This window comes from Halarchaeum sp. CBA1220, assembly GCF_003721175.2.
Taxonomy (GTDB): Archaea; Halobacteriota; Halobacteria; order Halobacteriales; family Halobacteriaceae; genus Halarchaeum; species Halarchaeum grantii.
Genome location: NZ_CP054708.1, coordinates 436,559 through 459,925, shown reverse-complemented (window position 1 = coordinate 459,925; position 23,367 = coordinate 436,559). Strand labels below are relative to the sequence as shown.

At 67.3% G+C, this 23,367-nt stretch carries 20 protein-coding genes; 6 read left to right on the top strand and 14 right to left on the bottom strand.

Annotation, left to right across the window (positions count from 1 at the left end; genetic code table 11):
* Positions 1-47 precede the first annotated feature (47 nt).
* The 3 genes from aglF to EFA46_RS12660 all read right to left on the bottom strand — a co-directional run bounded on the left by aglF (position 48) and on the right by EFA46_RS12660 (position 1,641).
* Complete coding sequence (gene aglF, locus EFA46_RS12670; RefSeq protein ID WP_123078006.1) at positions 48-758, bottom strand: UTP--glucose-1-phosphate uridylyltransferase AglF; 711 nt, start codon at positions 756-758, stop codon at positions 48-50.
* Between the two features lie 64 nt (positions 759-822).
* A complete protein-coding gene (locus EFA46_RS12665) occupies positions 823-1,149 on the bottom strand; it encodes a hypothetical protein (protein WP_123078004.1) in 327 nt (108 codons plus the stop codon).
* 147 nt (positions 1,150-1,296) lie between these two features.
* The gene (locus EFA46_RS12660) at positions 1,297-1,641 is read right to left on the bottom strand and encodes a hypothetical protein (RefSeq protein ID WP_123078002.1); all 345 of its coding nucleotides are present in this window, start codon (positions 1,639-1,641) and stop codon (positions 1,297-1,299) included.
* 226 nt (positions 1,642-1,867) lie between these two features.
* Here EFA46_RS12660 and EFA46_RS12655 point away from each other — a divergent pair, with 226 nt between their 5' ends.
* Together EFA46_RS12655 and EFA46_RS12650 are read left to right on the top strand one after the other, a co-directional pair.
* Positions 1,868-2,422, top strand: coding sequence for a hypothetical protein (locus EFA46_RS12655; protein ID WP_123078001.1), 555 nt, complete (start codon positions 1,868-1,870; stop codon positions 2,420-2,422).
* 12 nt (positions 2,423-2,434) lie between these two features.
* Positions 2,435-2,875 carry a hypothetical protein gene (locus EFA46_RS12650; RefSeq protein ID WP_123077999.1) on the top strand — a complete coding sequence of 147 codons (441 nt, stop codon included), beginning with the start codon at positions 2,435-2,437 and terminating at the stop codon, positions 2,873-2,875.
* A gap of 175 nt (positions 2,876-3,050) precedes the next feature.
* Here the strand turns inward: EFA46_RS12650 and EFA46_RS12645 are convergent, their stop codons facing one another.
* The 10 genes from EFA46_RS12645 to EFA46_RS12600 form a co-directional block, all read right to left on the bottom strand.
* A complete protein-coding gene (locus tag EFA46_RS12645) occupies positions 3,051-4,259 on the bottom strand; it encodes a hypothetical protein (protein ID WP_176969891.1) in 1,209 nt (402 codons plus the stop codon).
* A complete protein-coding gene (locus EFA46_RS12640; RefSeq protein WP_176969890.1) occupies positions 4,256-6,229 on the bottom strand; it encodes a VirB4 family type IV secretion system protein in 1,974 nt (657 codons plus the stop codon). Before EFA46_RS12640 ends, EFA46_RS12645 begins: the two co-directional genes overlap by 4 nt.
* Positions 6,226-7,248, bottom strand: coding sequence for a hypothetical protein (locus EFA46_RS12635; RefSeq protein ID WP_123077997.1), 1,023 nt, complete (start codon positions 7,246-7,248; stop codon positions 6,226-6,228). Before EFA46_RS12635 ends, EFA46_RS12640 begins: the two co-directional genes overlap by 4 nt.
* Complete coding sequence (locus EFA46_RS12630) at positions 7,248-8,471, bottom strand: hypothetical protein (protein WP_123078443.1); 1,224 nt, start codon at positions 8,469-8,471, stop codon at positions 7,248-7,250. Before EFA46_RS12630 ends, EFA46_RS12635 begins: the two co-directional genes overlap by 1 nt.
* An 88-nt stretch (positions 8,472-8,559) precedes the next feature.
* Positions 8,560-10,197 (bottom strand): hypothetical protein, encoded by a 1,638-nt coding sequence (locus EFA46_RS12625; RefSeq protein ID WP_123077995.1) that lies wholly within the window; start codon positions 10,195-10,197, stop codon positions 8,560-8,562.
* Positions 10,185-10,589 carry a hypothetical protein gene (locus EFA46_RS12620; protein WP_123077993.1) on the bottom strand — a complete coding sequence of 135 codons (405 nt, stop codon included), beginning with the start codon at positions 10,587-10,589 and terminating at the stop codon, positions 10,185-10,187. Before EFA46_RS12620 ends, EFA46_RS12625 begins: the two co-directional genes overlap by 13 nt.
* 369 nt (positions 10,590-10,958) lie before the next feature.
* Positions 10,959-11,894 (bottom strand): transcription initiation factor IIB family protein, encoded by a 936-nt coding sequence (locus tag EFA46_RS12615; RefSeq protein ID WP_123077991.1) that lies wholly within the window; start codon positions 11,892-11,894, stop codon positions 10,959-10,961.
* Positions 11,895-11,985: 91 nt separating this feature from the next.
* Positions 11,986-13,134, bottom strand: a complete 1,149-nt coding sequence (locus tag EFA46_RS12610) for a hypothetical protein (protein WP_123077989.1) — start codon at positions 13,132-13,134, stop codon at positions 11,986-11,988.
* Positions 13,135-13,279: 145 nt separating this feature from the next.
* Complete coding sequence (locus EFA46_RS12605) at positions 13,280-13,468, bottom strand: HVO_2922 family protein (RefSeq protein WP_123077987.1); 189 nt, start codon at positions 13,466-13,468, stop codon at positions 13,280-13,282.
* Between the two features lie 91 nt (positions 13,469-13,559).
* Entirely contained in the window at positions 13,560-14,033 is a 474-nt protein-coding gene (locus EFA46_RS12600) for a hypothetical protein (RefSeq protein ID WP_123077985.1), read from the bottom strand.
* Positions 14,034-14,240: 207 nt separating this feature from the next.
* On the opposite strand from EFA46_RS12600, the gene EFA46_RS12595 reads away from it, so the two are divergent.
* Complete coding sequence (locus EFA46_RS12595) at positions 14,241-14,510, top strand: AbrB/MazE/SpoVT family DNA-binding domain-containing protein (protein WP_123078441.1); 270 nt, start codon at positions 14,241-14,243, stop codon at positions 14,508-14,510.
* Entirely contained in the window at positions 14,511-14,963 is a 453-nt protein-coding gene (locus tag EFA46_RS12590; RefSeq protein WP_123077983.1) for a PIN domain-containing protein, read from the top strand.
* A 195-nt stretch (positions 14,964-15,158) separates the two neighbouring features.
* Here the strand turns inward: EFA46_RS12590 and EFA46_RS12585 are convergent, their stop codons facing one another.
* Complete coding sequence (locus EFA46_RS12585) at positions 15,159-15,986, bottom strand: DNA-binding protein (protein ID WP_123077981.1); 828 nt, start codon at positions 15,984-15,986, stop codon at positions 15,159-15,161.
* A gap of 949 nt (positions 15,987-16,935) precedes the next feature.
* Between EFA46_RS12585 and EFA46_RS12580 the strand changes: the two genes are divergently transcribed.
* Positions 16,936-18,021, top strand: coding sequence for a hypothetical protein (locus tag EFA46_RS12580; RefSeq protein WP_123077979.1), 1,086 nt, complete (start codon positions 16,936-16,938; stop codon positions 18,019-18,021).
* 582 nt (positions 18,022-18,603) lie between these two features.
* Positions 18,604-22,107, top strand: a complete 3,504-nt coding sequence (locus EFA46_RS12575; protein ID WP_148040702.1) for an ATP-binding protein — start codon at positions 18,604-18,606, stop codon at positions 22,105-22,107.
* Positions 22,108-23,367 lie beyond the last annotated feature (1,260 nt).

Genomic DNA, 23,367 nt, shown 5'->3' with positions numbered 1-23,367 from the left:
TAAGCAGGTATCGGATTTACCGGTAGTTCTTGAGCACATGATTTATTTTATTCTTGTATCAGCTTTTCCGCTTCGTCCCGATCTTCCGGATACCCGACGTCGATGCGCCAGCCGTCGATGCCGATGGCGTCGATGGTGCGCCCGCTCTGAATGAGCAGGTCGATTGCTTCCGATATCTCGTACTCCCCACGGTTCGACGGCTGCACCAAGTGGCATGCATGGAAGATGGCCGGGGAGAACGTGTAGAAGCCCGTCATCACCAAGTTCGACGGTGGATCGTCGGGTTTCTCGACGACGTCGGTGATTTCGCCGTACTTGTTGGTGTCGCAGACGCCGTAGCGACTGGCTTCTTCCCACTCGACTTCCTCGACGAGGAACGCGGCGTCGGCGCGGTCTTCGCGCTGTCGTCGGACGACGTCCTCGAGGTTGGCGTCGAAGATGTTGTCGCCGAGGATGAGCATGAAGTCGTCGTCGATGTGCTCCTCGACGGTGAGGAGGGCGTGTGCCAGGCCGTTCTGGTCGCGCTGGTGGGCGTAGGTGATGGGGACGCCGTCGAATTCGTCGCCGTAGTACTCGATGATGTTCTCCTTGAGGTAGCCGACGACGACGACGAGCTCGTCGGCGCCGAGGTCGACGAGTTGTTCGAAGCAGTGGGTCAACAGCGGTGTGTCGTCGACTTCGACCATTCCCTTGGGTTTGTCCTCGGTGAGTGGTCGGAGCCGTGTTCCCTCGCCGGCGGCGAGCACGACGGCTTTCATAGTTGTTCGGTCGGATGCAATACATCGAGATATGTCTTTTCACTCGAATTACTGGATCTGTCTTTCAGACACCACTGCCAGAGTGTTCTCCGGTGCTGAGGACCTGTTCTATTCGGATTGTTTCGTCGTCTCCCACAACAGGAAACCGTGACTTCAACCACACCACCGTCAGAATGTTTCTCCCCCGAACGACCCACCGATAGATACGGGCTGCCACGTCGAACTCGCCGAGGACTACATCGACGACGTCGTAGGCGATGTCGCTCTTCCACGTGTCGTAGATGCCACCGCAGCCTTCGTTGTGTCTGTGTCTGATGGCGATTCCGAATATATCGCGGTTGTCGAGTTGGTCGTGGAAGGCGTCATGGGACGGTCGTTCGACGCCGTGCACGCGGGTGATCCGGCAAAGCGCAATAAACTATGAAGTAGGTGTCGTGGAGTGCCGCCGTCCGGATCGGACCACTATCGGTTGTCGTCCGACGTGCGAGCGTTGGCGTCGCGTATCGACGGCTAGCTTCCTGCCCGGTCTGGACTGTGGCTACGTGGCGCGTGCGTCTCTGACGGCCTCTTCGAGCGCGGCGCCGACCTCGCGGGTTTCCACGGGGACGACGAGGACGACGGGTTCGTGGAAGTCCGCGAACGAAATCTCGTTGAGGGGGCGCACGTGCGTGTAGTCGTGCTGGAGCGTTCCATCGACCGCGATATCGATCGCGAGGCAGGTCGCGCGGTCGGTGCCGGCCTCCCCGCGGCGTCGAGCGGCACGTACGGAGCTGATGATGTCGTTTCTGACGTGCGAGGTGCCGCTGGTGAGCGTCTGCTGCAGCGCACGGAGCACCCGCATCGCGGTTTCGTCGTCGTCGTGGAGGATGGAGACGCCAGCCATACGGAGCGATTCGTCCGCGATGAGTGAAAAACGCTCGGCGGTCGCGACTGTCGTCCGTTGAGTGCTGCGTCACTCCACGTCACACACCGCCTCGGGGCTCGACGTTCGCCACACCGAGCGCACGACGGATCTGCGGCCCCACTCAATCAGCAATCCGAACACCCTCGCCTTAGATATATCTCGACTATACACAAGATATATCGTCTAGCGGCGACGATAGCTGTATATGAGCGAGGAGTCCCCGGGGGCCGCTCCGTCGTCCGGAGTTGATGGTGAGGCACGGAGTCGCTGGACCGACGAGCGGACCACCTTCCAACGCGTCTACGATATCGTCACGACGCTCTCTACCTACGAGACCGTGAGCGAGATCGCGGAGCAGGCGTCGTGTTCGACGGACGGTGCCCGTGACGCGCTCTCGCAGCTCGACGAGATGGGGATCGTCGAGACACGCGGGAGCCGCCCTGTCGAGTACCGCCGCAACGAGGCGTACTTCCGCTGGAAGCGCATCGAGGATCTCGCCCGCGACCACACCCCGAACGAACTCCGCGCCCAAATCGACGACCTCATCCAGGAAGACGACACGCTCCAGCAGCGATTCGACGCGCCAAGTCCTGACGCCGTCTCACCCCACGAGTTCGAGGATGTCGACCACGAGACGATCCACGACCGCTGGGACGCGCTGAGTCGGTGGCGGAGTATCCGCCACGACATCGAGGTCCTCCAGCAGGCCGCCCATCGCGCTGAGCAGCGCCGAGACACCAGCGACACCGCCTCTGCCTGACCCCCGATCTCGATGCCGCCAACGCCAGACGGGGATGACCAGACTCCGCAGGGCCGTCTCGACGCGACGACGCTTCGAACACTTGGTCGCCGCGCAGTGACACATCCTCTCGTTGCGGCGTGGTCCTTCGAACCGACCGCTATCTCACCTCGATTTCTCGAGATTGAACTCGACGCCGACGCCTACCCTGTGGGCGTCGATGCTGTCCGGCTCGAACTCCATTGGTTCACGACTGACGACTACTACGTCCACTATATCGAGACGCGCGATACCGAGTACTACCAGTGTCGGTGGGACCGCCATCCGAAGACGGACGCGCCCCGAAGCCATTTCCACCCGCCGCCGAACGCTGGGACCGCTATTGAATCTCCACTCGGGACACACGCACTCGAGGTTCTCTTCGCGATCCTCGATTGGGTGAGCGAGCGCGTCACCGAACTCCACGAGAGCTGAAGCGTGCTCCAAAGGCTCGATACCCTGAGCCTGCAGAGGACCGTTCGTCGTCGTAGACGAGCGTGGAGGTCGAGAACGACTATTGCTGGTTGAGAAGTACTTCGGGGACGGCGTTCCCTCTAATCTGACGGAGTACGACGAGTTCGCTGAAGCGGACCGAGATGACGTCGCCCGGTCACCCCCGAAATCGCTGCCACCACGACCGTCCGTCCGCTCGTTCGAGCATCGCGACCTTGGTTTCGAGGCGTTTGCGTTTCCTGCGTTCGGTCGCGAGTTCGTCGTTGAGGTACTCGAGTTGGGTGGCGAGCGACGCGACCTGGGTGGTGAGGTCGGCGATCGCGTCTCGCTCGCTGGTCGTGGTCTCGATGGTGCGTTCGAGGCGCGCGACGTCGCGTGCGAGACGCTCGGTGTCTGTCTCGTCGCGCGCCGTACTCGCTTCACCTCGGCTGGGCGTGTAGACGTCGGTGGTGATTCGGCAGGCGCGTTCGATGGTCGCGTCGCCGTAGGTTCTCCCGTCGGCGTAGTGTGGGTCGTCCCATTTCGCACGATACAGCCCGGAGTCGCGGAAGAGGCGGTCCATCTGTGCGGTGTCTTTCGCGGTCCAGAAGGCGAGGTGGCACGCGAGCGCCATGTCGGCCTCGGAGTGGCTGTCGTAGCCGGTGGTGGTGCCGCGCCAGAGGCGCGTGAATTTCTCGGCGTTCTTCGCGCTGCGGGCGTTCTCGAGGACGGCGTCGTCGGTGAGGCCGTTCCCCGCGCTTGCGGCGCCGTCCGTCGATCCAGTGCTGTCGTTCGTCCCGCCGCCACTTCGGGATTTGTCTGGTAATACTGCGTGGTCAGACTGCTTCTGTAGTGGGCCAGTAACGTAGTCGCGGTGGACGGCCGCGAGTTCGGCCTGGCGTTCGCGGATCGTCTCGGGTGTGCCCTCGACGTGGTCGCCGGTGACGGTGAAGAAGCGGGCGTGCTCGTAGCACTCGACGGTCCCGGCGCGATTCCCACCACTGGGGAGGGTTCCGTCGACGATGACGTGGTAGCCGGTACCGCTAGGACTGACCTCGGTGTAGGAGTCGAGTCGCCCCACGATCGCTTTCGCGTCCTCGTCGGGGCGTCCCGTTTCGGGGTCGCGCGCGGCGTCGAGGTCGACGCCGACGAACGAGTCCCCCTGCGTGAAGACGAAGCCGATGCCCGCGATGGCTCCGTCGTCTCGTGCGACAGTCCGCGCGGTCTCGAAGTCGCTCCACGTCGCCGCATCGCTTACGGACGCCAGCCGCTTCGTTCGGGGGTCGACGGGGAGTTTCGTCTGTGTGCCGTCGCGTTCGGCGCTCCGCCAGCACACCCACTGGTCGCGGGCGCACAACACGTCCGGGACGGCGTCGTAGCGGGTCATCGCTCCCTCCCGTGGCCGGCCGCGCGCGCCCGTTCGGCGTCGTCGTCGACGAGCGATGTCTGGCGCTCTCGCGTGTCCTCGAGGACGCGGCGTTCGTAGTCGCTCGCGCGGACGCGGATGGGGAACCAGCCGTCGCCGTCGATACCCAGTAAGGCCTCCGAGTAGCCATCGGCGTCGTTCCCGGCTTTCGCCGAGCGCGCCCACGCGACCTCGCGCTCGCTGAGGTCGAACCACTCGCGGAGTTTCTCCGCCTCCTCGTTCACGCGGTGGATGAGGACGAGCGAGCAGAGGTCCGCGATCGTCCGTGCTTCGGGCGTGAGCGCGAACTCGCCGCCGGTCTGCGTGATGAAGTGCAGTGAGAGGTCGTAGTGGCGCGAGTGTCGCACGGCGGTCTCGAGGAACTCGAGGCTCGTCGCGTCCCGCATGAGGTAGTGGGCTTCGTCGATGACGAACACCACGCGTTTCGTGGTCTCCTTCGCGCGCTCGTAGACGGCGTTGAAGAGGACCTGCATGGTGAGGCTGGTCTCGTGGCCCCGAACGCCCTCCTCCTGGTGGAGGTCGAGGTAGAGGACGTTCGCGTCGAGGGCGAGCTCGGTGGGCTGGGCGAGATTTCGGAGATCCCCAGCAGGCCCGAAGGAGGGCCGCAGGTCCGTGAGGAGGGATTGGGCGTCCGCGCGGACGCTCGCCTGTTCGCCCGCCGTCGGATACCCATACTGCTCAGGATCGTCGAGGAGGGCTTCGAGGACACTGAGGAGGTCGGTGATGGTGGGTGAGGGATTCGCGTGCGTCGCGGGGTCGCTCGTGATACCGGCTCGCTCGTAGGTGAGTTGGACGGCTCTGCGGAGGGTTTGGCGGCGCTCCTCCAGGGGGTTGGTGGCGACGTGCTCGAAGAAGGTCGCGAAAAACGAGAGCACCCACGTGATCTGCTCGCTCCACGGGTCGACGTCGCCTGCGGCCGCCAACACCTCGGGGGGCGTGGGGCGAAGCTCGAGGGGGTTCAGGCCGCGCGTCCCGCCGATGGTGACGCGTTCGCCGCCGAGGGCGTCGTTCACGCTCCGGAAGCCCTGGAGGGGGTCGAGCATCACGATGATCGTGTCCGGGTCGTACATCGCGCGTCGGAGGAGCTGGAGTTTCGTGGAGAAGGATTTGCCCGCGCCCAAGGTGCCGATCACCATCGTGCAGTAGCCGGTGTCGCGCGCGAAGCGGTCGAGGATGAGCGGGCTCTCCGTCAATGCGTAGGTGCCGTACTCGATGCCGGGTTCGGCGAACGCGCCGGCGACGAACGGGAACATCGCGCCGACCGCGCCGCTCAGCATGGGCGTCGTCGCATCGACGCCGTCGCTGAACGCGTCGACCGCGATCGGACTCCCGGACGTGTAGGCGTCGAGTTGCGCCCAGCGGGGATGAATGGGGGTGAGGTTCGCGGGCGCGCGTCGCGCCATGCTCGCGACGCCGTCCGTCTCCGGTTCTTCGCCCCGGGAGCGTGTGGTGAGGTACATGGAGACGTCGAACGGCCGCACGGGCGAGTTCCGCAGTGTGTCGTAGAGGCCGCGGTAGTCCTCGAGGTCCGTCCGGACGCCGCGGGCGCCCGCGCGGTGGCGTTCGCTGAGGTAGTCGTAGTCGGCTTCGAGGGTCTCGATCTGGTTCTCGAGCGCGTGCAGGGTGGCCTGCGTGTCGCGTGGCGTGAGGTGGATGCTCACGTCAGTTTCGCGGGTCTCGACGGCCGAGTAGACGCCTTCGAGGAAGCCGTCCGTGGGGGCGTCCGGGAACTCGCCCATCCAGAGCGTGCGCGCCCACCGATCGCCCAGCCGCACACCCGACACCGTCTCCTCGAGGTCGTCGGGTGCGACGACCGACCGATGCACCGCACCGACGTCGAGGTCTTCTGGAGAGCTGTCCGCGGTGGTGGGCGCCGACTCGTGCTCGTCGTCTTCGGCGTCGGTTCGACCGCGCCGCCACGGCCAGGTCATGGGCGCCCTCCTGCGCGCTCGACGAGCGGGCGCGTCCGGAACACCTGCTCGAGGTCGCCGTACTCGACGGGGTGGCCGTGCCAGTATTCGGTGATGACGCGTGCGGCCTCGCTCGCGGGGACGCGCGTGGCGTGACACCCATCGATGGCCCGGATGCCGGCTTCGACGCGTCGCAGTCGATAGTCGAGCGCGCTGTGGAGCGCGGCGCGTTCCTCCTCGACGCTTGGCGCGAGCAGCGCATCCACGAACACGCCGAGGACGGGAATCCGGGTGAGTTTCGCGAGCCCGCTCTCGGACTCGAAGTGCGTCTCGCTCGGCGTGACCGGGACGACGACGTAGTGGTCGCGGATCGTCATCCGGCGGTCGTCGAGGTCGTTCGCGTACCACGCGACGTACTCCTCGATCAGGCGCGCGAGACGCGGATTCGCCGTCACGTCCGGGTCCTTGAGGCGTGACTCGTACTGCGCGAGATACTCTTCAACTGGGAACGCCTGCGTTGTCGCGTACAACTGGATGGGGAACTCTATGGTGGTGTCGAGGAACGCCCGGAACGCCCCGGCTTTGCGTGCCCACTCCTCGTCCGTGGCGAGCGCCATCGACGGCGGGTCGACGCGAACGAGCCCGACGAACGCGCCGTCCGAGCGCTCGACCGCGTCGCGATGCACGCGCTCGATGAGCGTGCGCGTCGCCGCACTCGCGTGGTCGTGTTCGCGTCGCCCCCGGTAGAACCCGAGGAGGGTGGTGAGCCACTCGAGACTCGAGGTGTAGCTCGGCGTGATCGCGACGAAGCCGAGTCCGACGGCGACTGCGACGCCCACGAGCGGGAGGGTGAGGTCGCGGCCCGTGTAGCCCACGACGCGGAGGTCGGTCGGGACGAGGAGTTGGACTGCGAGGACCACGAGGACGGCGGGAAGGAGCGCGACGGCGGCGTCCGCGAGCGTATAGGAGCCGACGATGGTCGCGTCCGTGCCGAGGGATTTCGGAATGCGTTTCGCTGGGTCTGGGTCGTGTGTCTGCATCAGTGAATGTACCTGGGTGGTTCGTCCTCGTCGTCGTCGCGACTCCGAGAGCGCGTGCGACGCGAGGTGCTCGATCGACGATCCGTCCGCAGGCTCTCGACGTCCGCATCGCGCGAGCGCGACGTTGATGTCGCGCCCGCCGCCGCAGCTTCGGGGCGCACCGTCGCGCGAACGCGGTCGCGGAGTCGTGAGCCGCTACTCCCGAGTCGCGACCCGACCGCGTGCGCTCGTGACCCCGTGCGGAGTTCCTGGCCGTCGCTCCGGAGCGCGGGCCGCCCCCGGACGCCGCGCGCGAAATTCTGGCCGCCCTGCACGCCCTCGTTCCCGTAGCCGTGGGCGCGCCCGACTCGCGCCCGCCCGCGCGCCACGGAGCTCCGTCGCGCGAAGCGCTCGCTCGTCTGCAACAGCGACCCCGCCTGCCACACGAGGACGAACGGTGAGAGCAACGCGACGACCGGGATGATCAGCGCGATCACCCAACTGAACACGCCGCTGGTGGTGAGCGCGAAGTTCTCGCCAAGGACCGAGGCGAGCCGCAGGAGCATCGCCACCGGAACCGGCATCAGGAGGAAGGGCACGTAGAAGCCGCCGAGGCGTTTCACGAATCCCGAGACGTACGCGAACGGCCCGATGCCCGGCACCCAGAGCGCGATCAACAGCGGCGTGAGCAGGACGAAGAGATAGAGGACGACCTGGCGGGCGACGTAGACGAACGCGACGAGGAGGAACACCACGAGGTCGACCGTCAGGGAGACCGCGACCAGGAGCGCGCCCGCGACGCCGACCGAGAGCGTCTGGAAGAGCGTGACCTGCGAGAGGTCCGGGAGGAGCACACCCGTGAGCGCGTTCGTGAAGCGCAGCGAGAGCGCGGCCACCCACCACCACGCGAGGATCCCGACGAGCCCCGTGAACGCCCGGCGCTTCAACCGCGACTGGTGATACCCGCTGAAGAGATGGCTCGTCGACTCCGCGAAGATCACGAGACCGACCGAGAGCGCCCACAGCGCGAGTGCGAGCGGGACGATGTCGTGCCAGTAGTAGTCGTAGAGGCTCGGCCACACCGTCGCGGACGGACGCCCGAAGACGACGTCCGGCATCGGGGTGCCGACGACTGCTGTCAGGAGGTCGTCGGCGTTATCCTGTATCACCCCTCTGACCGGTGTGACGAGCTCCTCGAGTGCGTTCTGGATCGCCTGCGAGATGGCGTCGACGAGTGAGCTCATCGGGTCTGCCTCCGCGGTCGCGCCACCGCCGCCCACGCGACGGTGTCGTCGAGTCGAACGGGGGACCGCTCACCGGACGCGTCCGCCATCAGAGTCGCCTCCACGGTGGCCAGAGACCCCAGCCGGTCGCGCGGTCGAGGATGAAGCCGGCGACGAGGAGCACGCCGACGGGGACGCCGATTCCGTAGAGTGCGCCGAGCACGTCGACGGGGGTGTCCCGAACGTAGTGGCTGTCGCTGCTCGCGCCGAGCGGTGTCGTCTCACCCCACCACGGGGTGGGCTCGTAGCGGGCGGTGAACGCGCCATCTTCGCGGGGGAGCGTCAGCACGACGCGACCCGAGGCGTTCGTCTGGACGCGCTCGCCGTCGAGGGTGAGCACGCCTCCTACGACGTTCGTGTCGATCGGGTCGCCCGTTGCCGCGTCCGTGAGGTGGAGGTCGAGTGTGACGGTCGTGGGCGTGCTCGCGAGGCGCTCGAGCGTGAGTCGACTCTGCCGCTGTGGAATCCGTGTGAGTGTGCGTTCGTCGAGCGTGACGTCGGTCCCGCGGACGAGGCCGTGCGCGACGACGGTCACGTTCTGACCGGGCGCGCGTTCGCGGACGGCGAGTGTCCGGGTGGCGGTGTACGCGTCGTCCGGGGTGGCGAGCGAGACGTTCTCGGGGAGGGTTGGTGTCTGCCGCGTCGCCCCCTCGACGCCGAGGAGCTCGAGGCCGCCGCGTGCGCTCGCGCCGCTCGCGCGCGGATACGCGTTCACCTGCAGGGGGCGGAGTGGCGAGGGCCTCGTGGTTTCGCCGTGCGCGGTGCTCGTGACGAGCGTGTCCCACGCGGGATCGCGCGCCGCATAGAACGCCCACGCGCCCTGTGCGCGCCCGCTCGCCGTCGTGAAGCCCGCCCACGGCATCTCGCTCGTGAGCGCCACCCCACGTGTGCCGTCCGCGTATGTCGTCCGCGTCCCGGTCACGTCGAGCGTCTCGCGCTGGACCACCACCGAGTCCGTGACGGTCTGCGTCTCCACCGTCGTCCGTAGCACCCGCGTCACCGACTGTCGGCTATGCTCGATGGCGACCACGCGGATCGACGCCGTGACCGTGAGCGTATGCCGCCCACCATTCTCGGTTCCGAGGTCGTCGAACGCGAGCACGGGCGTGTGCGTCCCGTGCGTCACGTCAACCGGGACGCCGTCGACGCGGAGCGTCACCGACTCGATCGAGTGATTAGTGAGCGTCCACCCCGTCGTGCTCGTCGCGGTCGGGAGCACGACCCGATAGTCGGTCGTCGCGAGCACGCGACCGCGACGCCCCACCAGGAGCGGCGTCTCCGTCGGTGCCAGGCGGGCGCGTGTGGACGGCGCGACCGCGAACACCTCGACGTACGCGTCCCGAATCAGCCCCTCGGAGTGGAGCGTGGCGTCCGGCGGATGGATCGAGCGCGTCCAGTCACTCCGGGGGAAGTCCGCGAGGTCCGCCGTGTTCCACTCGTCGACCGTGCTCGGTGGGGTGTCGAATGGGACGTCGATCGCGCGCGTCAGCGTCGCCAGATCCCCGCTCGCGTTCGCCGGGAGGTCGCCATCGGCGTCGCCCGACCAGAGCGGATAGAACGCACCCGCGTCGACGCCGTGCTCGGGGACGGGTCGCGCATCGCTCGCCGCGCTCGCGGTGCTCAACGCGCCCGCGATAAGGACGCTCGCGACGACGGCGAGGAGGCGTGTCCGACTCAGAAGCCGCAACTCGTCCCTCCGACCACGACGTTGTTCAGGAGGAATCGGAGGATCACGGTCCCGAGCGGCGCGACGATGACGCCCCAGATGATCGCCTGATTCCGCATCGTCGTCAGCTCGTACTTGCGGTCCGAGCGCCGCACCATCGGCGTCGCGACCGTCGCGCCCAACGCGACGACACCACCGATCAGCGGCCCGCCGAACTGGATGAGCGTGAAGACGTTCTTGATCGTCGACGCGAGGTCCGACTGACAGAACGACGTGCCCACGGATTGGGCGACCGCCGGCTCGACGGCGAGCACGAGCAGGACGACGAGCGGGACGCCGACGCGTCTCAGGCGGCCCGTCGTGACGTAGTCGAACAACGACACCGCATCTGGGGCCGGCGCATCGGTGGTCATGGTCTGCGGAACTCACCCGCCGCTGGCGGAGCGAAACCGGACTCCAGTCGACCATCCGTGGGTGGAGTTACCGAGACACAGACAGTAGTCGAGAGAAGATAAGGGTTTCGCGGAATCGAATCTTCCGGATCCAATCTGGCCTCTCCGGTGACGGCCTCGCCCGTCCTGAACGGTCGGGTCGCCTACTCGGTGGGATTCCGAGGTGGCTGGTTTCGAGTCCGCATACGCTGCGAGTGTCATCTACAGAGGAACAGGGCGGGCTCGCGCGGACACGGATGCTCGCCCGGCACGATACGCGCGCGACGACGGACCGGAGACCGTCCAGATAACCCTTCGACTCACAGGATAGCAGCGCGGAAGCCCACGACTTCAGTCGTGGGTCACTGACGACGTCGCTTCCCGTAGCTCCCCGATCCGTGCGCGGACGGTCGCCGTCGCGACGCCTGCGGCCTCGGCGACTGCCGTCTGCGTCAGTCCCGCGCCGACATCCTCGCTGGCGAGGTAGCAGCAGGCGGCGGCGACGCCACCGGGATGCCGGCCGTTCGTCGCGCCCGCCTGTTCCGCGACGTCGAGATAGCCGCCGGCGCGCTCACGGACACGCCGACTCACACCGACCCGGGAGGCAACGCGGGCAAGATGGTCGCCTACCTGCACGACGCGCGCGTCGAGGCCGAGCTCCCGGTTGAGGACGCGATAGCCGAGCGTCACGTCCGAGCGCGAGCATTGCGCGACCCCAGCGACCTCCTCGAGCGTTCGCGTGTCCCCGCGACAGCGACACGCCGCGTAAACGGCGCCGGCACTCATCGCCTCGATGGAGCGCCCACGGATCAGGTCGGCGCGCTGGGCGCGTCGATAGAGTACGCAGGCTTCCTCAACGACGTCCCGTGAGAGGTCGAGCGCGCTCGCGAGGCGGTCGATCTCACCACAGGCGTGCGCGAGGTTCCGCTCGGCTTTCGTCCGCCAGCGCGCCCGGGTGTGTTCGCGACGCAGTCGGCCGAGCTGTCGACGCTTCCGCCCGGAGAGCGTGTTCCCGTGTGCGTCTCCGCCGTACCCGATTTCGGTCGAGAGCCCGCGGTCGTGACGCGCGGGCGTCACCGGTGCGCCCGTCCGTCGCGTGTCACCGCTTTCGGCGTCGAACCACGGCTCGGCGCCGTGGTCGAAGCGCCCCTCCTCGAGGACGAGTCCGCAGGCCGTACACGCGAGTTCGCCACCGTCCGCGAGCACTCGCCCCTCACACTCCGGGCAGCGCCCAGTGATCGCTCCACGATCCTCCTCACCGCCTTCGTAGATGTCTCTCGTTGCCATCGGTGTCAGCGGGGCACTCAGGCGCCCCGCACCCGTCAGGGGGCGAGAAAATCGGCGGAAAACAGGGGAGCGACCACCGACGAGTGATGGCTTACGCGGTTTCGGCGAAGCGCTCGCGGAGGCGCGCCTCCCGGGACTGGAACTGTTCGATGTTGGCGCCGAGGTCGCGTTCGACGCGCTCGAGCTGTGCGAGCGCGCTCTGACTCGCGAGGCCGGTCTGACCATCTCGAGTGGCGGCGTCGGCGCGTCGTCGGTAGGAACGCACGAGGCGTTCGAGGGTTCCCTGGGGGTTGAACAGGATGTCGTTCGCAATGCGGACATACGCGTCGAGGGAGGCTCCCTCCTTCCCGGTGTAGTGGTGGGTGAGCGCGTAGGTCGCTCCGGAGTGCAGCGTCCACATGTCCACCTCGAAGGGGTCAGGAGATTCGGCGCGGGCGTCACTCGCAGCACGCTCGGAGAGATACTCGGGGAACTCGAGGAGGGTGTAGAACTCGACGAGGTCGAAGGGCACCTCCCGGAGGTCGAGCGAGATGTCTTGGGCGTCGTGGATGAATGCGGCGAGGTCGTCCGCGACGACGGCGAGGCGTCCGAGCAGGCGCTCCCACCACGTCTCGAAGTCCGCGACGTCACCGACGTGCTTGACGGTCTGGCGCTCGGTGAGCCGCCGAATCGAGTTCGCGCAGGACGCGTCCTGTGCGTAGCCCTCGACGTAGACCGCGTGCCCGCCGAAGAAGTCGTACCCAGACGAAAAGCCGACCGCGATGGGGTCCTCACGGCCCGGGAAAGTCACAGAGAGGCCGTCGAAGAGCACGTCCATGTGCACCTCGCCGCCACCCCGATACTGCCGGATCTCCCCGAACACCACGTCGCCGAGCGGGCGCCCATCCACGGTCTCCTCCTCGACCGCCGCCTCCAGAGGCCCGTAGACGTCGAGGGGGTTGATGATCGCGTAGGACTCGGTGGGGACGTAGAAGAGCGCGTCACAGTCCGCGCCCTGAGCACGTGCGGCCGCCCGCTCCGGGTCCACGAGCGCCGTGAACCGCTCCGTCTCCTCCCACCCGTCAGTGTACGGGTTTCTGTACGCGACCTCGCTTGCGACCGCTCGCGGGAGAGCGCGTACTGCTTCCGCGAACGACACCACCTCGGCGTCGCCCACCCGCGCCGCGTACCACTCCGGGAGGACTGCGTCTGCTCGGCCGTCGATTCCTGCGAACACTGCCGTCGTCTCTGGTCGGGACATAGTTGCTCACGCGAGCGCGCCTTCTTACGCCCCCGCACCCCTCAGGGGGGCGAAAAACGTCGTTGGGTCGCCCGTTCGTGAGGCTCCGCGTGTCCGGGCCACGGAACGTCTCGAGACGGCCGAGACACCCCTCCGTAGGGACGTGTTACTCCTCTACTTCGACGATGTCCGCATCAGGTGCGTTCTCCTTCACACTCTCGATGCCCTGCTCGGCCTTCTGCCGAGACGCATAGCCCTCGCCGGAATCCGCGATGATGTTCCCGTTGTCGTGGATGAGGTGCCAGCGCCACTCGTCGCTCGCGTCGGTGTAGACCTCGAACGTTGCCTGACTCATCGAGAGCAGCTACTGGGGCCGTTCGGATAACGATTCTGGGAGTGACGATGACGCCACTAGCGCTATCTCGAAGGACTACACGAGCGTGCGCCTATCGTTCGAAGCGTCCGTCGGGTCGTGGGAGGCGTCGGGTGAGGATTTCGAGGTCGACGCGGCGCAGATGCTTGCAGCCCTGTGCGCCGAGCTCGCCGTTGCGTGTCGCCCAGTCAGGACACGTACAGGTGCGGTCCGCGACGTCTATCTCGTAGGTGTTCCCGCTCTCGCTTTCGACTTCGTAGCGCGCCCCCTCCTCAAGGAAGCGCGTCTCCATCACCTCGGTGAGCGCGCGACGTGTCCGTGGGTCGTCGAGGTCGTACTCGCCATCACGAAACGGTGAGTCCGAGTACGGCGTCGCGCACGAGCGCTCGAACTGCTCGGCGTCGGGGCGTTCCTGGCCACAGAATCGACACCGGTAGTAGACGCGCTCCGGTGCATCGTCGTTCGCGAGCGACCGCTCGGTCACGACGACGAGGGAGTGGCCGTTCGGTATCGCGTCGATCGTCGGCTGGGAGTGGGTCGAGTACATGAGTCTGGAGGCACTTTTGAGCGCCCCCACCCGTCAGGGGCCCGAGAAACACTGCCTCACGGGACGCTGAAGGAGTACGCCCGAATCGATCTCGACGTCGTGGTCGGCCATCGGTCGAGCTGAAGGGCTGACGATAGATAGATCGGACGCAGTCGATCACCAAGACCTATGGTGATTCAGACAATCAGTATTTACTGTGGTGATTCGATGAGCTCGGAGACCGGGGACGACGGTAGCGAAGAGACGTACGGTGAGGCCGAACTCAACGACCGAGGACGGCTCACAATCCCGAAGGCCCTCCGAGATACCCTCAATCTTGAGGGAGGGACGACGTTCACCGTCATTCGCGAGGGGGGCGACATCCGACTCGTCCGGCAGCTCCCTGACCTCCACACGCTGACGTCGGGGCGTTCACGCGAGGAGTGGGGTGAGGACGCATTCCGTGACGCCGGCGAAACGACCTTCGGGGGGCACTAGATGCGCATCCTCCCCGACGTAAACGCACTCGCGATCCAACTCGTCGACGACCATCCGGGACATCCGTACGTCGCGGAGCATCTCGTGCCCGCGCTCCGTGGCGAGGACACCCTCCTCCTCTTCGGCTATCTCCCACTTCGCGTCCAGTGGGTTCTCGAAGACATCGGGTTCGACACCATCGACGCCCGGCGCGCCGTCCAGTCCCTCCTCGACTACCCTAGCGAGGCTATCGACGTCGACGACGCCGTCATCCGCGATGCCTACGAGATTAGCGCCGCAAAGAATCACGACGTCTACGATTGTTTCTACGTCGCCCTCGCACGCGACGCTGACGCCGACGTCCTCCTCACGACTGACCGCGACTTCGACGCCCTCTGTACTGACGAATCGGTCGGCTACACGAATCCCGTTCCCGAAGACGTCCTCGAGGAGTTCCACGCGTACTCGGCGTAGTTGGTCCGCTGATGCGGCCCAGCCCGTTGGCCGTCTCGCACGCGTAGACCGACACACTGTCGTCGACCGGAGCGGTGGCGCGCGATGAATCGACGCCCGGTTGGCGTCGAGAACGCGCGAGGGGCGTCCACGCGAACGCAGTGAGCGGGGACGACGGTTGGGGAGGGTGAGGTCACGAAAAAGAAAGGATGGAGCTTAGCGCTCCCACCACCGTCCACGCTCGGGGAAGACGAGTTCGCTCCAGCCGGTCGCGGCGATGCAGGGGCGCTCGCGGTAGAAGCCGAGTGCGCCACCGCGCACCCGCACGCGCTCGCCCAGCCGGACGACCGGTTGGTTCGAGCGCTCCCACACGGTCAGCTTCGTCGTCCCCGTCTCGTCTTCGAGGAGGCCGACCTGCGCAATCGCGGGATGGCGCGGCTCGAACAACCGCACGACCACGCCTTCCACGCTCACCTCGTCGTCGGCCTCGAAGCGCTCTAAGGCCCCGATAGGCACGATCTGTCCCGCCCCGTACGTGAGGGCCTCGCTCACCTCGATGACGGCGTCGACGACGTCCTGGCCACGTCGCACGCGCTCGCCGAGCATCCGCGAGATTGCCGCCCGCGAATACCCGCGCGTCCGCCCCGCCAACCGCTGCGCCTGCTGGTTCACAACCGCGAGGTCGTCCCGCGAGAGTTCCTCCCGGGGATCGCTCGTCCACGCCTGCCACGTCCGACTCGGCGTCCGCGCCGCCACGTAGTCGCGCGTCCGCACCTCCCGCCCGGAGTCCTGCCGCCGGTCGTAGCGCGACCGCGTCCGCTCGAGTTCCCACTCACGCGCCCGCACGCGCTCCTCCTCCGCGAGGGTCAACCCCCGGTAGGGGTCTGCCTCGACGTCGATCCGCGCGACGATCTCCATCGAGACCGTCGGCCGCAGATTCCGCTCCCGTTCGGCTTCCTCATCCACGACCTCGAAGTCACTCCACCGCTCCGTCCGCTGTTCACTGACGCTACCTTCATCTACGATTGCGTTCGTACTAGACATGGGTACCTAACCCAGAGGCGCTTTCACGGCGTCCGACGCCCGCGACCCTTACATCGCGGGTTTCTTCGACACACCGACCGACCGGACTGACTGCATCCGTTCTTCGCGCGCCGCTCGCGCCTCCGTGAGCGCCCTTGGTGGGGCGCGAGCGGCGCGCCAACGGCATGGCCCACGGCCATTTCGAGGAGGGGGGCGCGCGGGCCGCCCACTGGGGGTGCGGCCAGCTTCACGCCAGTGTCGCGTCCGCGAGGACCGACACTGCACGTGATGCTGGCGTCCCGACAGGGCGAGCACCCCCATGGGCGAGTGGGCCCGCGAGCAGCCCGGCGACTCCTCGTCCGGCCACGGCAGTCGCGCCCGTCCGAGGATGGGGTGGGAGTGACGGGGGCTGGATGGCTCGCGGCCGCAGGCCTGAGCGCGGTCGGGGACCCCTCTCGCGAACGCCCGTGGCGGGAGCGAGATGTCCGTCGAGCGTGCGCGAGCCATCCAGGGGCCGTCGACGTATCAGCACCTCACTCGACGCTCGCGCTGTTCGCGACGCCCACCTACTGAACGGTCGTTACAGGTATCGACCAACTGAAAGAAAACGTCTTTCACTCGGTACACGGTGTGTGTCGGTCGAGCCGCGACGCCGAGCGATCAGTATAGACGAGGCACTGATCGAAGGGCGTCTCGGTCCTGGTTATTCCTCTTGCACTGGCCTCGACATCTGGTCGTCCACTGCTCGCGTCACTCGGCGTCGTTCGCGGCGCTGTCGGTGAGCCGGGGCTCGCCATAGACCGGGCACGCGGCGTCGAACATCGTCTCCGTCTTGCCTCAGCGGCCGTGGAGCGACCGTCTCGCCGCACTCGGTCGTCTCCCTGATGTTCACACGCCTCCCGCGGGGGTCGCGTTTATCCAGCCGATCGTCTGCAAGATTTAACACACCGCTCTCTGGAGTATGGCACGAATGCCAGCCCGGCAACTCACCCTCTACGACTTCCTCGCGGACTACATCCCGGGCGCCGTCGCGCTCGGCTATCTGGGGGCTCTCTTCTGGTTCGTCGGCTATCACAGTGCTATCGTACCGGCCATCCCACTCACGATCATCGCGGGCGGACTCGCCGTCGCGGGATATCCGCTCGGCCGCCTCATCCACGCGATCGCCGGTCAGGATGAGGTTTCGAAACTCCGCCGTTTGACTTTCGACAATCTTGCCTTCGCGCTTGAGAACGCCCGCAATGAGAACGGCCTCACGGAATCCGATATAGCAGTCACGGATAAGCCAACCGTCGTCGGACGCCTCACCTCTACCGAGGCACACGGCCCAGACATCCCTGCGACGACGTTCAACGACTGGGTTGACGCTGAACTCATGGAAACGCTCACCGGTCGCGCTGACAACGACGCACGGCCTGGACTCCCGCTCCCTTCCCAGCACAATACGCCGCCCTTCTCGGCGACAGAGATCGTGTGGTCACGGCAGTCGATCGGCCAGATGCAGCGCTTCGGTTTCAGCGAACTTTTCGGCGAATCGACGCTCTACCAGCGCTACAACATTCTCGAGACATTCTATCGGAACCTCTGGCTCGCCACCATCTACACGAGTCTCGTCGGCTTCATCGTCGGTGGCGCACTCGCACTCTCTCATCTCAACGCGTTCACGATCAGGCCCCCCGTGTTTCTCACCGCGGTCCTCACGCTGGCCGGTATGCTCGTGGTTGGGGGCGCGTTCACGCTGCTCACCGTTCGCGGTGACACGGTCTCGGACAACGACGATGATGCCGACACCTCACATCCTCACGGGTCCCATCTCTTGGCGTACATCGTTCTCTCCCCACTCATTTTCGCGCTCCCACTGGCACTCCTGTTCTTCGCTCCCGGGACGACCACCGCGATCGATGGCGTATATCTCGTCGCGTTCGCACTCATCCTCTTCTCACTTGCCGTGCTCCTTAACGTCCGCCGCGTCCAGTTCAAGGACCGACAGGTCCGCGCGTTCATCAACGACCTCTACCTCCACGACCGCGAGCGTCGTGCGAGCAGCGACGACTGAGCACTCACCTGGGGGGTGCGTTCCGCCCACCCACTGATCGGTTCGACGATGAGGCGCGGTGCGAACACGGACTCGCTCGACTCGACGCGCCCGCCCTCTCCTTCGTCCGCTGTTTCTCGGTGGCGCGTCCACCACGGCGCCGTCGCGTCGAACGCGACGCCGCGCGCTCCGAGTCACGAGACACACTGCACGCGATACCCGCTCACGGTCCACCCGCCAAGGCGCCAGATCCGTCGTCACACCACACGCACGCCCGGTCGCACGCATCTCGCTCGAGTACCCACAGCACCGCACACCGGCCGCCACTCCCCGACTGCCCCCTTCCCGAATCCGGACGCTCGCCACTCCACGAATCGACTGATTATTTCGAGAACCCGTACCCCGTGTCGGTGCCGAGGACGAGTGACCCGTCGTGCTCGTCGGCGTCACGGATGCCGCTAGGCGACCCCGCGCGGCGTCGTCTGTTCGCCTCGATTGGCTGAACACGCCGCCCTCGGGGGAGGTGGGACGCACTACTAGTCGGCGTGGGGCCGCGCGCTACGTTTATCCGTCTTCCGCGCCTGCTACCGTGGCAGTATTCCGATGGCGTCCACTCCCGATCTGCCGGTGCCCGTCGAGGCGTCGCGCGTCTATTACGAGGTCCGGCCGAGTGCGGACGTCGTCACGCCCGAGGCGGCGACCGGGCAGGCGAACGCGCTCTACGACCTCCTCGCGGTCGAGACGGGGTGGCGCACGCCCCGGCCTGCGCTGGAGGTCGTGGTGGCGGTGGACGCCGAGGGCGACCTGACGTACGCGTTCGGCGTCACGGAGTCCGCCCTCGATCGCGGGCTCGAGCGCGCACTCCGCGGGCTCTTCCCGGCGAGCTACGAGATCAAGCGCGTCCGGCAGCCTACGGGGTGGCTGCGTGCGGACGCGAGCGCGGCGCTCGCGGGCGTCACGTACCGGAGTCGCGGTGAGCGAGCGCGCGACTGGCAGCTCCCAGTGCGGCCGTTCGCGTCGTTCCGCGCGCACGACGCGGACCCGATCCCGCTCGCGGGCGTCGTCGAGGCACTCCTCACACCGGGGACGCCCGGGGTCTTCCAGGCGCTCGTTCGCGCGCGCCCCGAGTGGACGCGGGACGCCGAGACACGCGCCGCCGCGCTCGAGGCCGGCCGGGACACCCTCGTCGAGCAGGTACTCGACGCGGTCTGGCCGCGCGACCCCACGGCGCCACCCAGCCGCTCACTGGCTGCAGAGGAGCGTCTCAGCGGCCTCGAGGAACGCGACACGCGCGTTTCGTTCGACGTCACGGCATCCCTCCTCTATAGCGGCCCGGACGCCGAGGCGGCCGCCAGGGAGGCGACGGGCGTCTTCGGCTGCCTGCGCCGCGGCCCCCACCGGATCGTCGGCCGTGAGCACACCGCCGAGCGCGCCGTCCGCCTCCGCGACGCGATCGTCGAACGCACCACTCGACGACCTCTCACCGGGTGTCTCCGCGCTCACTTCAGCCGCCACCCACAGTGTGTCGTCCTCGATCGTCGCGAGCTCGCGGGCCTCCTCGTGCTCGACGGCCCGAGCCTCACCACGAGCGGTGGGCGCGCCCTCAACCCCACGCCCGGGGAGCGCCGCAAACTCCCCCGGCCACCCAGCCAGCAACTCGAGGCTTATCGCGAGCCCGGGCTCACGCTCGGCCGAGCGCTCGACGCGGACGGCCACCCCGAGGCCGACATCGTTAGTCTCCCACCACGTCTGCAGCGGCTGCACTGCGTCTGGATCGGAAAGTCGGGCGCGGGGAAGACGACCGCGCTCACCACGGGCGCGCTCGCGAACCGGGCGGCGACACGGGGCGCGAACGTCATCATCGAACCGAAGGGCGACGGGATGGCCCAGGAGTACCTCCGCGCCCACTACGCCCAGCATGGCTCCCTCGCAGACGTCCACTACTTCGATTGTCGCACCCTCCTCCCGGCGCTCAGCATCCTCGACGTCCGCCCGGACCTCGAGGCGGGCCGCGAGCGCGCGGACGCCGTCACCGACCGCATCGACCACACGATGGACGTCCTCCGCCAACTCGTCGGCGCCGAGCAGTTCGACGCCGCCATCCGCTCGCCCACCGTCATCCGCTACGGCCTGCGCGCCGCGTTCGACCCCGTGCACGGACAGGACGCCTACGCCCTGCGCGACCTCCAGGACCTCCTGCATCGACTGCACGACCGCGCCACCCCACCGCCGACGGTCGACCCGGACGTCGAGCGCGCGCTCGAAGAACTCACCGCGACCCACCACCAGACCTTCGACCAGGTGATGGGCGGCGCCGCCACCCGTCTCGAACACCTCAGCGCGAATCCGCGACTCGCCCAAGTGTTCAACCACACGCCCGAGGCGGACGATCCGGTCTTCCGCTTCGACGACTATCTCGACACCCAGGCCACGATCATCTTCGACCTCGGGGGGCTGCGCGAGGAGACCAAGCGCGGGCTCAGCCTCGTCCTCCTCAGCCTCCTCTGGAGCGCGCTGAAGCGCCGGACACAGCGCGCCATCGAACGAGGTGAGAGCGAGCCGCTCCCCCTCGTGAATCTCTACGTGGAGGAGGCGGCGTCGATCGCGGGGTCGACGACGCTCGCGAGCGTCCTCCGCGAAGGCCGCGCGTTCGACGTCTCGGTGACGCTCGCCACCCAGTACCCGAGCCAACTCCGGAGCGCGGACCCCGACCTCTATCGCGAACTCCTGAACGACGTCTCCACGCTCGTCGTCGGGAACGTCGGCCTCGATCGGGACCTCGCCGCTCGCCTCGCCACCAGCGAGGAAGACCCCGGGGACGTCGCGAATCGCCTGCGTGCGCTCCGGCGCGGCGAATGGCTCTGCAGTCTCCCCGCCGGCTTCGACCGAACCGAACCCCGGCCGTTCGTCGTCCGCTCCGCCCCACTCCCTCCCGGGCATCCCGAGAGCGCGCGCCCCCTCACCGCCAGCCAGGAGACCGCCTATCGGGCCGCACGCGCACGCCTCGACGCCCGGACCGAAACCGCGCTCGGCCAGCGCTTCGACGCCCACTACGCCACCCCCAGCACGACAGCCGAGCCGGCGAGCGACGCCGACCCCACCACGATCGCGGCGTCCGAGACCGACCCCGCGACACTTCCCCGGACCGACAGCCTCCTCCCCTACACCACCCGCTTCCCCGCCGGCATCGAGTACGACGCCGACCGCCACGCCATCCGCTGTCTGCGCTGTCACACCACGCACAACCCGCGTCTCCCGGGCGTCCAGGACGCCATCGCGTGCTGCGGGTCACTCGACGCCGTCGACCGAGACGACATCCCCGTCTGCGAGTGCCACCTCAAACTCACCCCCGAAGAAATCGCCGCGAGCGAGTGGACGCTCCCCCAGTTACGCTTCCTCCAAGTCGTCTGGAACGCCCAATCGCGTCGCCTCCACCCCCTCGAGTACGACGTTCGGCGCGACAGCATGGTCCGCCTCCGCGAATACACCGATATCGACGTCGCGGGCGTCGACGAACTCGTCGACGCCGGCCTCCTCACCGACCACGGCCGCTACCCCCACCAGCTCTACAGTCTCACCCCCGCAGGCCGGGACGCCATCGGCGAACACAACCGGACCGGCATCGTCCACGGCGACGGCCAGGGCGACCTCGGCGAAACCACCGTCCACGTCATGCTCGTCGACCTCGCCCGCGACTACCTCGAACGCGACTATCTCGAAAACCCTGACTCCACCGTCGTCCGCGTCGAACCCTACTACGAGCTCGCCGACGGCCACCGCCTCGACCTCGCCGGCCTCGACGCTACTGGCGAAATCGTCCTCACCGTCGAAGCCGAACGCATCAATCACGACGTCGCCACCGCCGTCCTCGAGGACTACGACAAGATGGCTGCCTGCCACCCCAACGAGTCCATCTGGGTCGTCGTCTCCCAACCGTCCGCCGTCCGCGTCCTCGACGCCCTCCACGACCCCACCGAGGGCGACCCCCGCATCACCCACGTCTACAGCGAGAACACACCCATCGACGACTACCGCTACGACACCCCCGGCCTCACCGCCGTCTACACCGCGAACGCCCTCCAACGACGCCTCTTCACCGACGACTGACGCGGAGCCCCACCCCCGACCTACGACTGATGCCGCGCGCATCCACACTCCGACGTACGGGAGACAGCAGCGCGGCGTCGTCGCGGACGTCCCGCCAACGCCACGCGACACGAAACAGTGTCCCGCCCGGCATCCCACGCGAGACCGAGCACCGTGCCGTGCGCGGCGTCTATGAACCGTCTCGTCCCTATTCCGTGCCTCCATGACCCGCCGGCCGCCCCGGAGAAGTACACCCCATGTGGCCCCCTCGCGACGCGACCGCTCCCGTCCACGTCGACGCGGCCGTCCCCGCCCCCAGCCGCCACATCCGCACCTCGTCCCACGGAGAGCGCCCGAGCGGCGTGATCGCGACACCGCCACTCCGACCGTCAACCACTCCGCGCGCAGAGACATCACGAGTTGACTCGCGCCCATGCGGTGGCGCAGTCACCCGATTCCGGCACGTCGTGGAACCAGACAGCCATCCGAGAGACGCGACCACTAACCCCGCCAGCCCCCCGCAGACGCCGCCCTCGACGCCGCGACCCACCGCCATCGACCCCCGCCCCGATCGCTTCTCCCGCAGCGCCACCACACGCCACCCACGCGGGGGCTCTTCCGGACGCGCTCGCGAGTCATGCACTCCTGGAGGATTCCCGGTAGTTCGTCTCGGCGCTTCTCGTCGCCCACTTTCGTCCCTCCCACAGAGTGGTCGCAACGCTGCGAAGCGCGACGTTACCTGCCTGACGCCGCGACGAGCCGTCGGTCGACGAACACAGGGGCGGTGAACGTGTCTGATTATCGCGCTTCCCCTTGTTGGGCGCTAGTTCCGTCCTGGTGCTACGATACTGAGAGACCTCCAGAAACACTACTGGCAGATTATTTCTCACCAGTGAACCAGATCACGTGGGTTCAGATACCGGATGGTACGTCGAGTTCACCGCGAACCTCACCGACGACGTCGTGAACGTTGGTCAACGGGGCTGCCATCGGGATTCTCGTCTGTGTGATTGCTGCTGTAGAGGGTGCCGTTGCGGTTGGTGAGCGTCGGAACGACTCCCTAAAAGTGGGTGACTGACGGGGACCAATGGCGACGACTGGGATCACCGACCGACGATATCTGCGGGCGTGAACAGCGAAACGTCGTCGTGCTCGCCGGCAGTCCGGCACAGCCCCCCGAAGAACCCGAGGCGACAGAAACAGCAGTAATGGTTGTTGGCCCCCTACTTTCGGGGGGCATCCAGTCGACCTGTACTGCTCGAGGTTGGCGAGGCCTCTTTC

Coding starts and splice junctions, on each gene's coding strand:
- EFA46_RS12635 (WP_123077997.1), bottom strand. CDS start 7,248: ATGCAGACACACGACCCAGACCCAGCGAAACGCATTCCGAAATCCCTC.
- EFA46_RS12645 (WP_176969891.1), bottom strand. CDS start 4,259: ATGACCCGCTACGACGCCGTCCCGGACGTGTTGTGCGCCCGCGACCAG.
- EFA46_RS12600 (WP_123077985.1), bottom strand. CDS start 14,033: ATGTACTCGACCCACTCCCAGCCGACGATCGACGCGATACCGAACGGC.
- EFA46_RS12655 (WP_123078001.1), top strand. CDS start 1,868: ATGAGCGAGGAGTCCCCGGGGGCCGCTCCGTCGTCCGGAGTTGATGGT.
- EFA46_RS12630 (WP_123078443.1), bottom strand. CDS start 8,471: ATGAGCTCACTCGTCGACGCCATCTCGCAGGCGATCCAGAACGCACTC.
- EFA46_RS12660 (WP_123078002.1), bottom strand. CDS start 1,641: ATGGCTGGCGTCTCCATCCTCCACGACGACGACGAAACCGCGATGCGG.
- EFA46_RS12595 (WP_123078441.1), top strand. CDS start 14,241: ATGAGCTCGGAGACCGGGGACGACGGTAGCGAAGAGACGTACGGTGAG.
- EFA46_RS12580 (WP_123077979.1), top strand. CDS start 16,936: ATGCCAGCCCGGCAACTCACCCTCTACGACTTCCTCGCGGACTACATC.
- EFA46_RS12640 (WP_176969890.1), bottom strand. CDS start 6,229: ATGACCTGGCCGTGGCGGCGCGGTCGAACCGACGCCGAAGACGACGAG.
- aglF (WP_123078006.1), bottom strand. CDS start 758: ATGAAAGCCGTCGTGCTCGCCGCCGGCGAGGGAACACGGCTCCGACCA.
- EFA46_RS12610 (WP_123077989.1), bottom strand. CDS start 13,134: ATGTCCCGACCAGAGACGACGGCAGTGTTCGCAGGAATCGACGGCCGA.
- EFA46_RS12615 (WP_123077991.1), bottom strand. CDS start 11,894: ATGGCAACGAGAGACATCTACGAAGGCGGTGAGGAGGATCGTGGAGCG.
- EFA46_RS12605 (WP_123077987.1), bottom strand. CDS start 13,468: ATGAGTCAGGCAACGTTCGAGGTCTACACCGACGCGAGCGACGAGTGG.
- EFA46_RS12650 (WP_123077999.1), top strand. CDS start 2,435: ATGCCGCCAACGCCAGACGGGGATGACCAGACTCCGCAGGGCCGTCTC.
- EFA46_RS12620 (WP_123077993.1), bottom strand. CDS start 10,589: ATGACCACCGATGCGCCGGCCCCAGATGCGGTGTCGTTGTTCGACTAC.
- EFA46_RS12590 (WP_123077983.1), top strand. CDS start 14,511: ATGCGCATCCTCCCCGACGTAAACGCACTCGCGATCCAACTCGTCGAC.
- EFA46_RS12585 (WP_123077981.1), bottom strand. CDS start 15,986: ATGTCTAGTACGAACGCAATCGTAGATGAAGGTAGCGTCAGTGAACAG.
- EFA46_RS12575 (WP_148040702.1), top strand. CDS start 18,604: ATGGCGTCCACTCCCGATCTGCCGGTGCCCGTCGAGGCGTCGCGCGTC.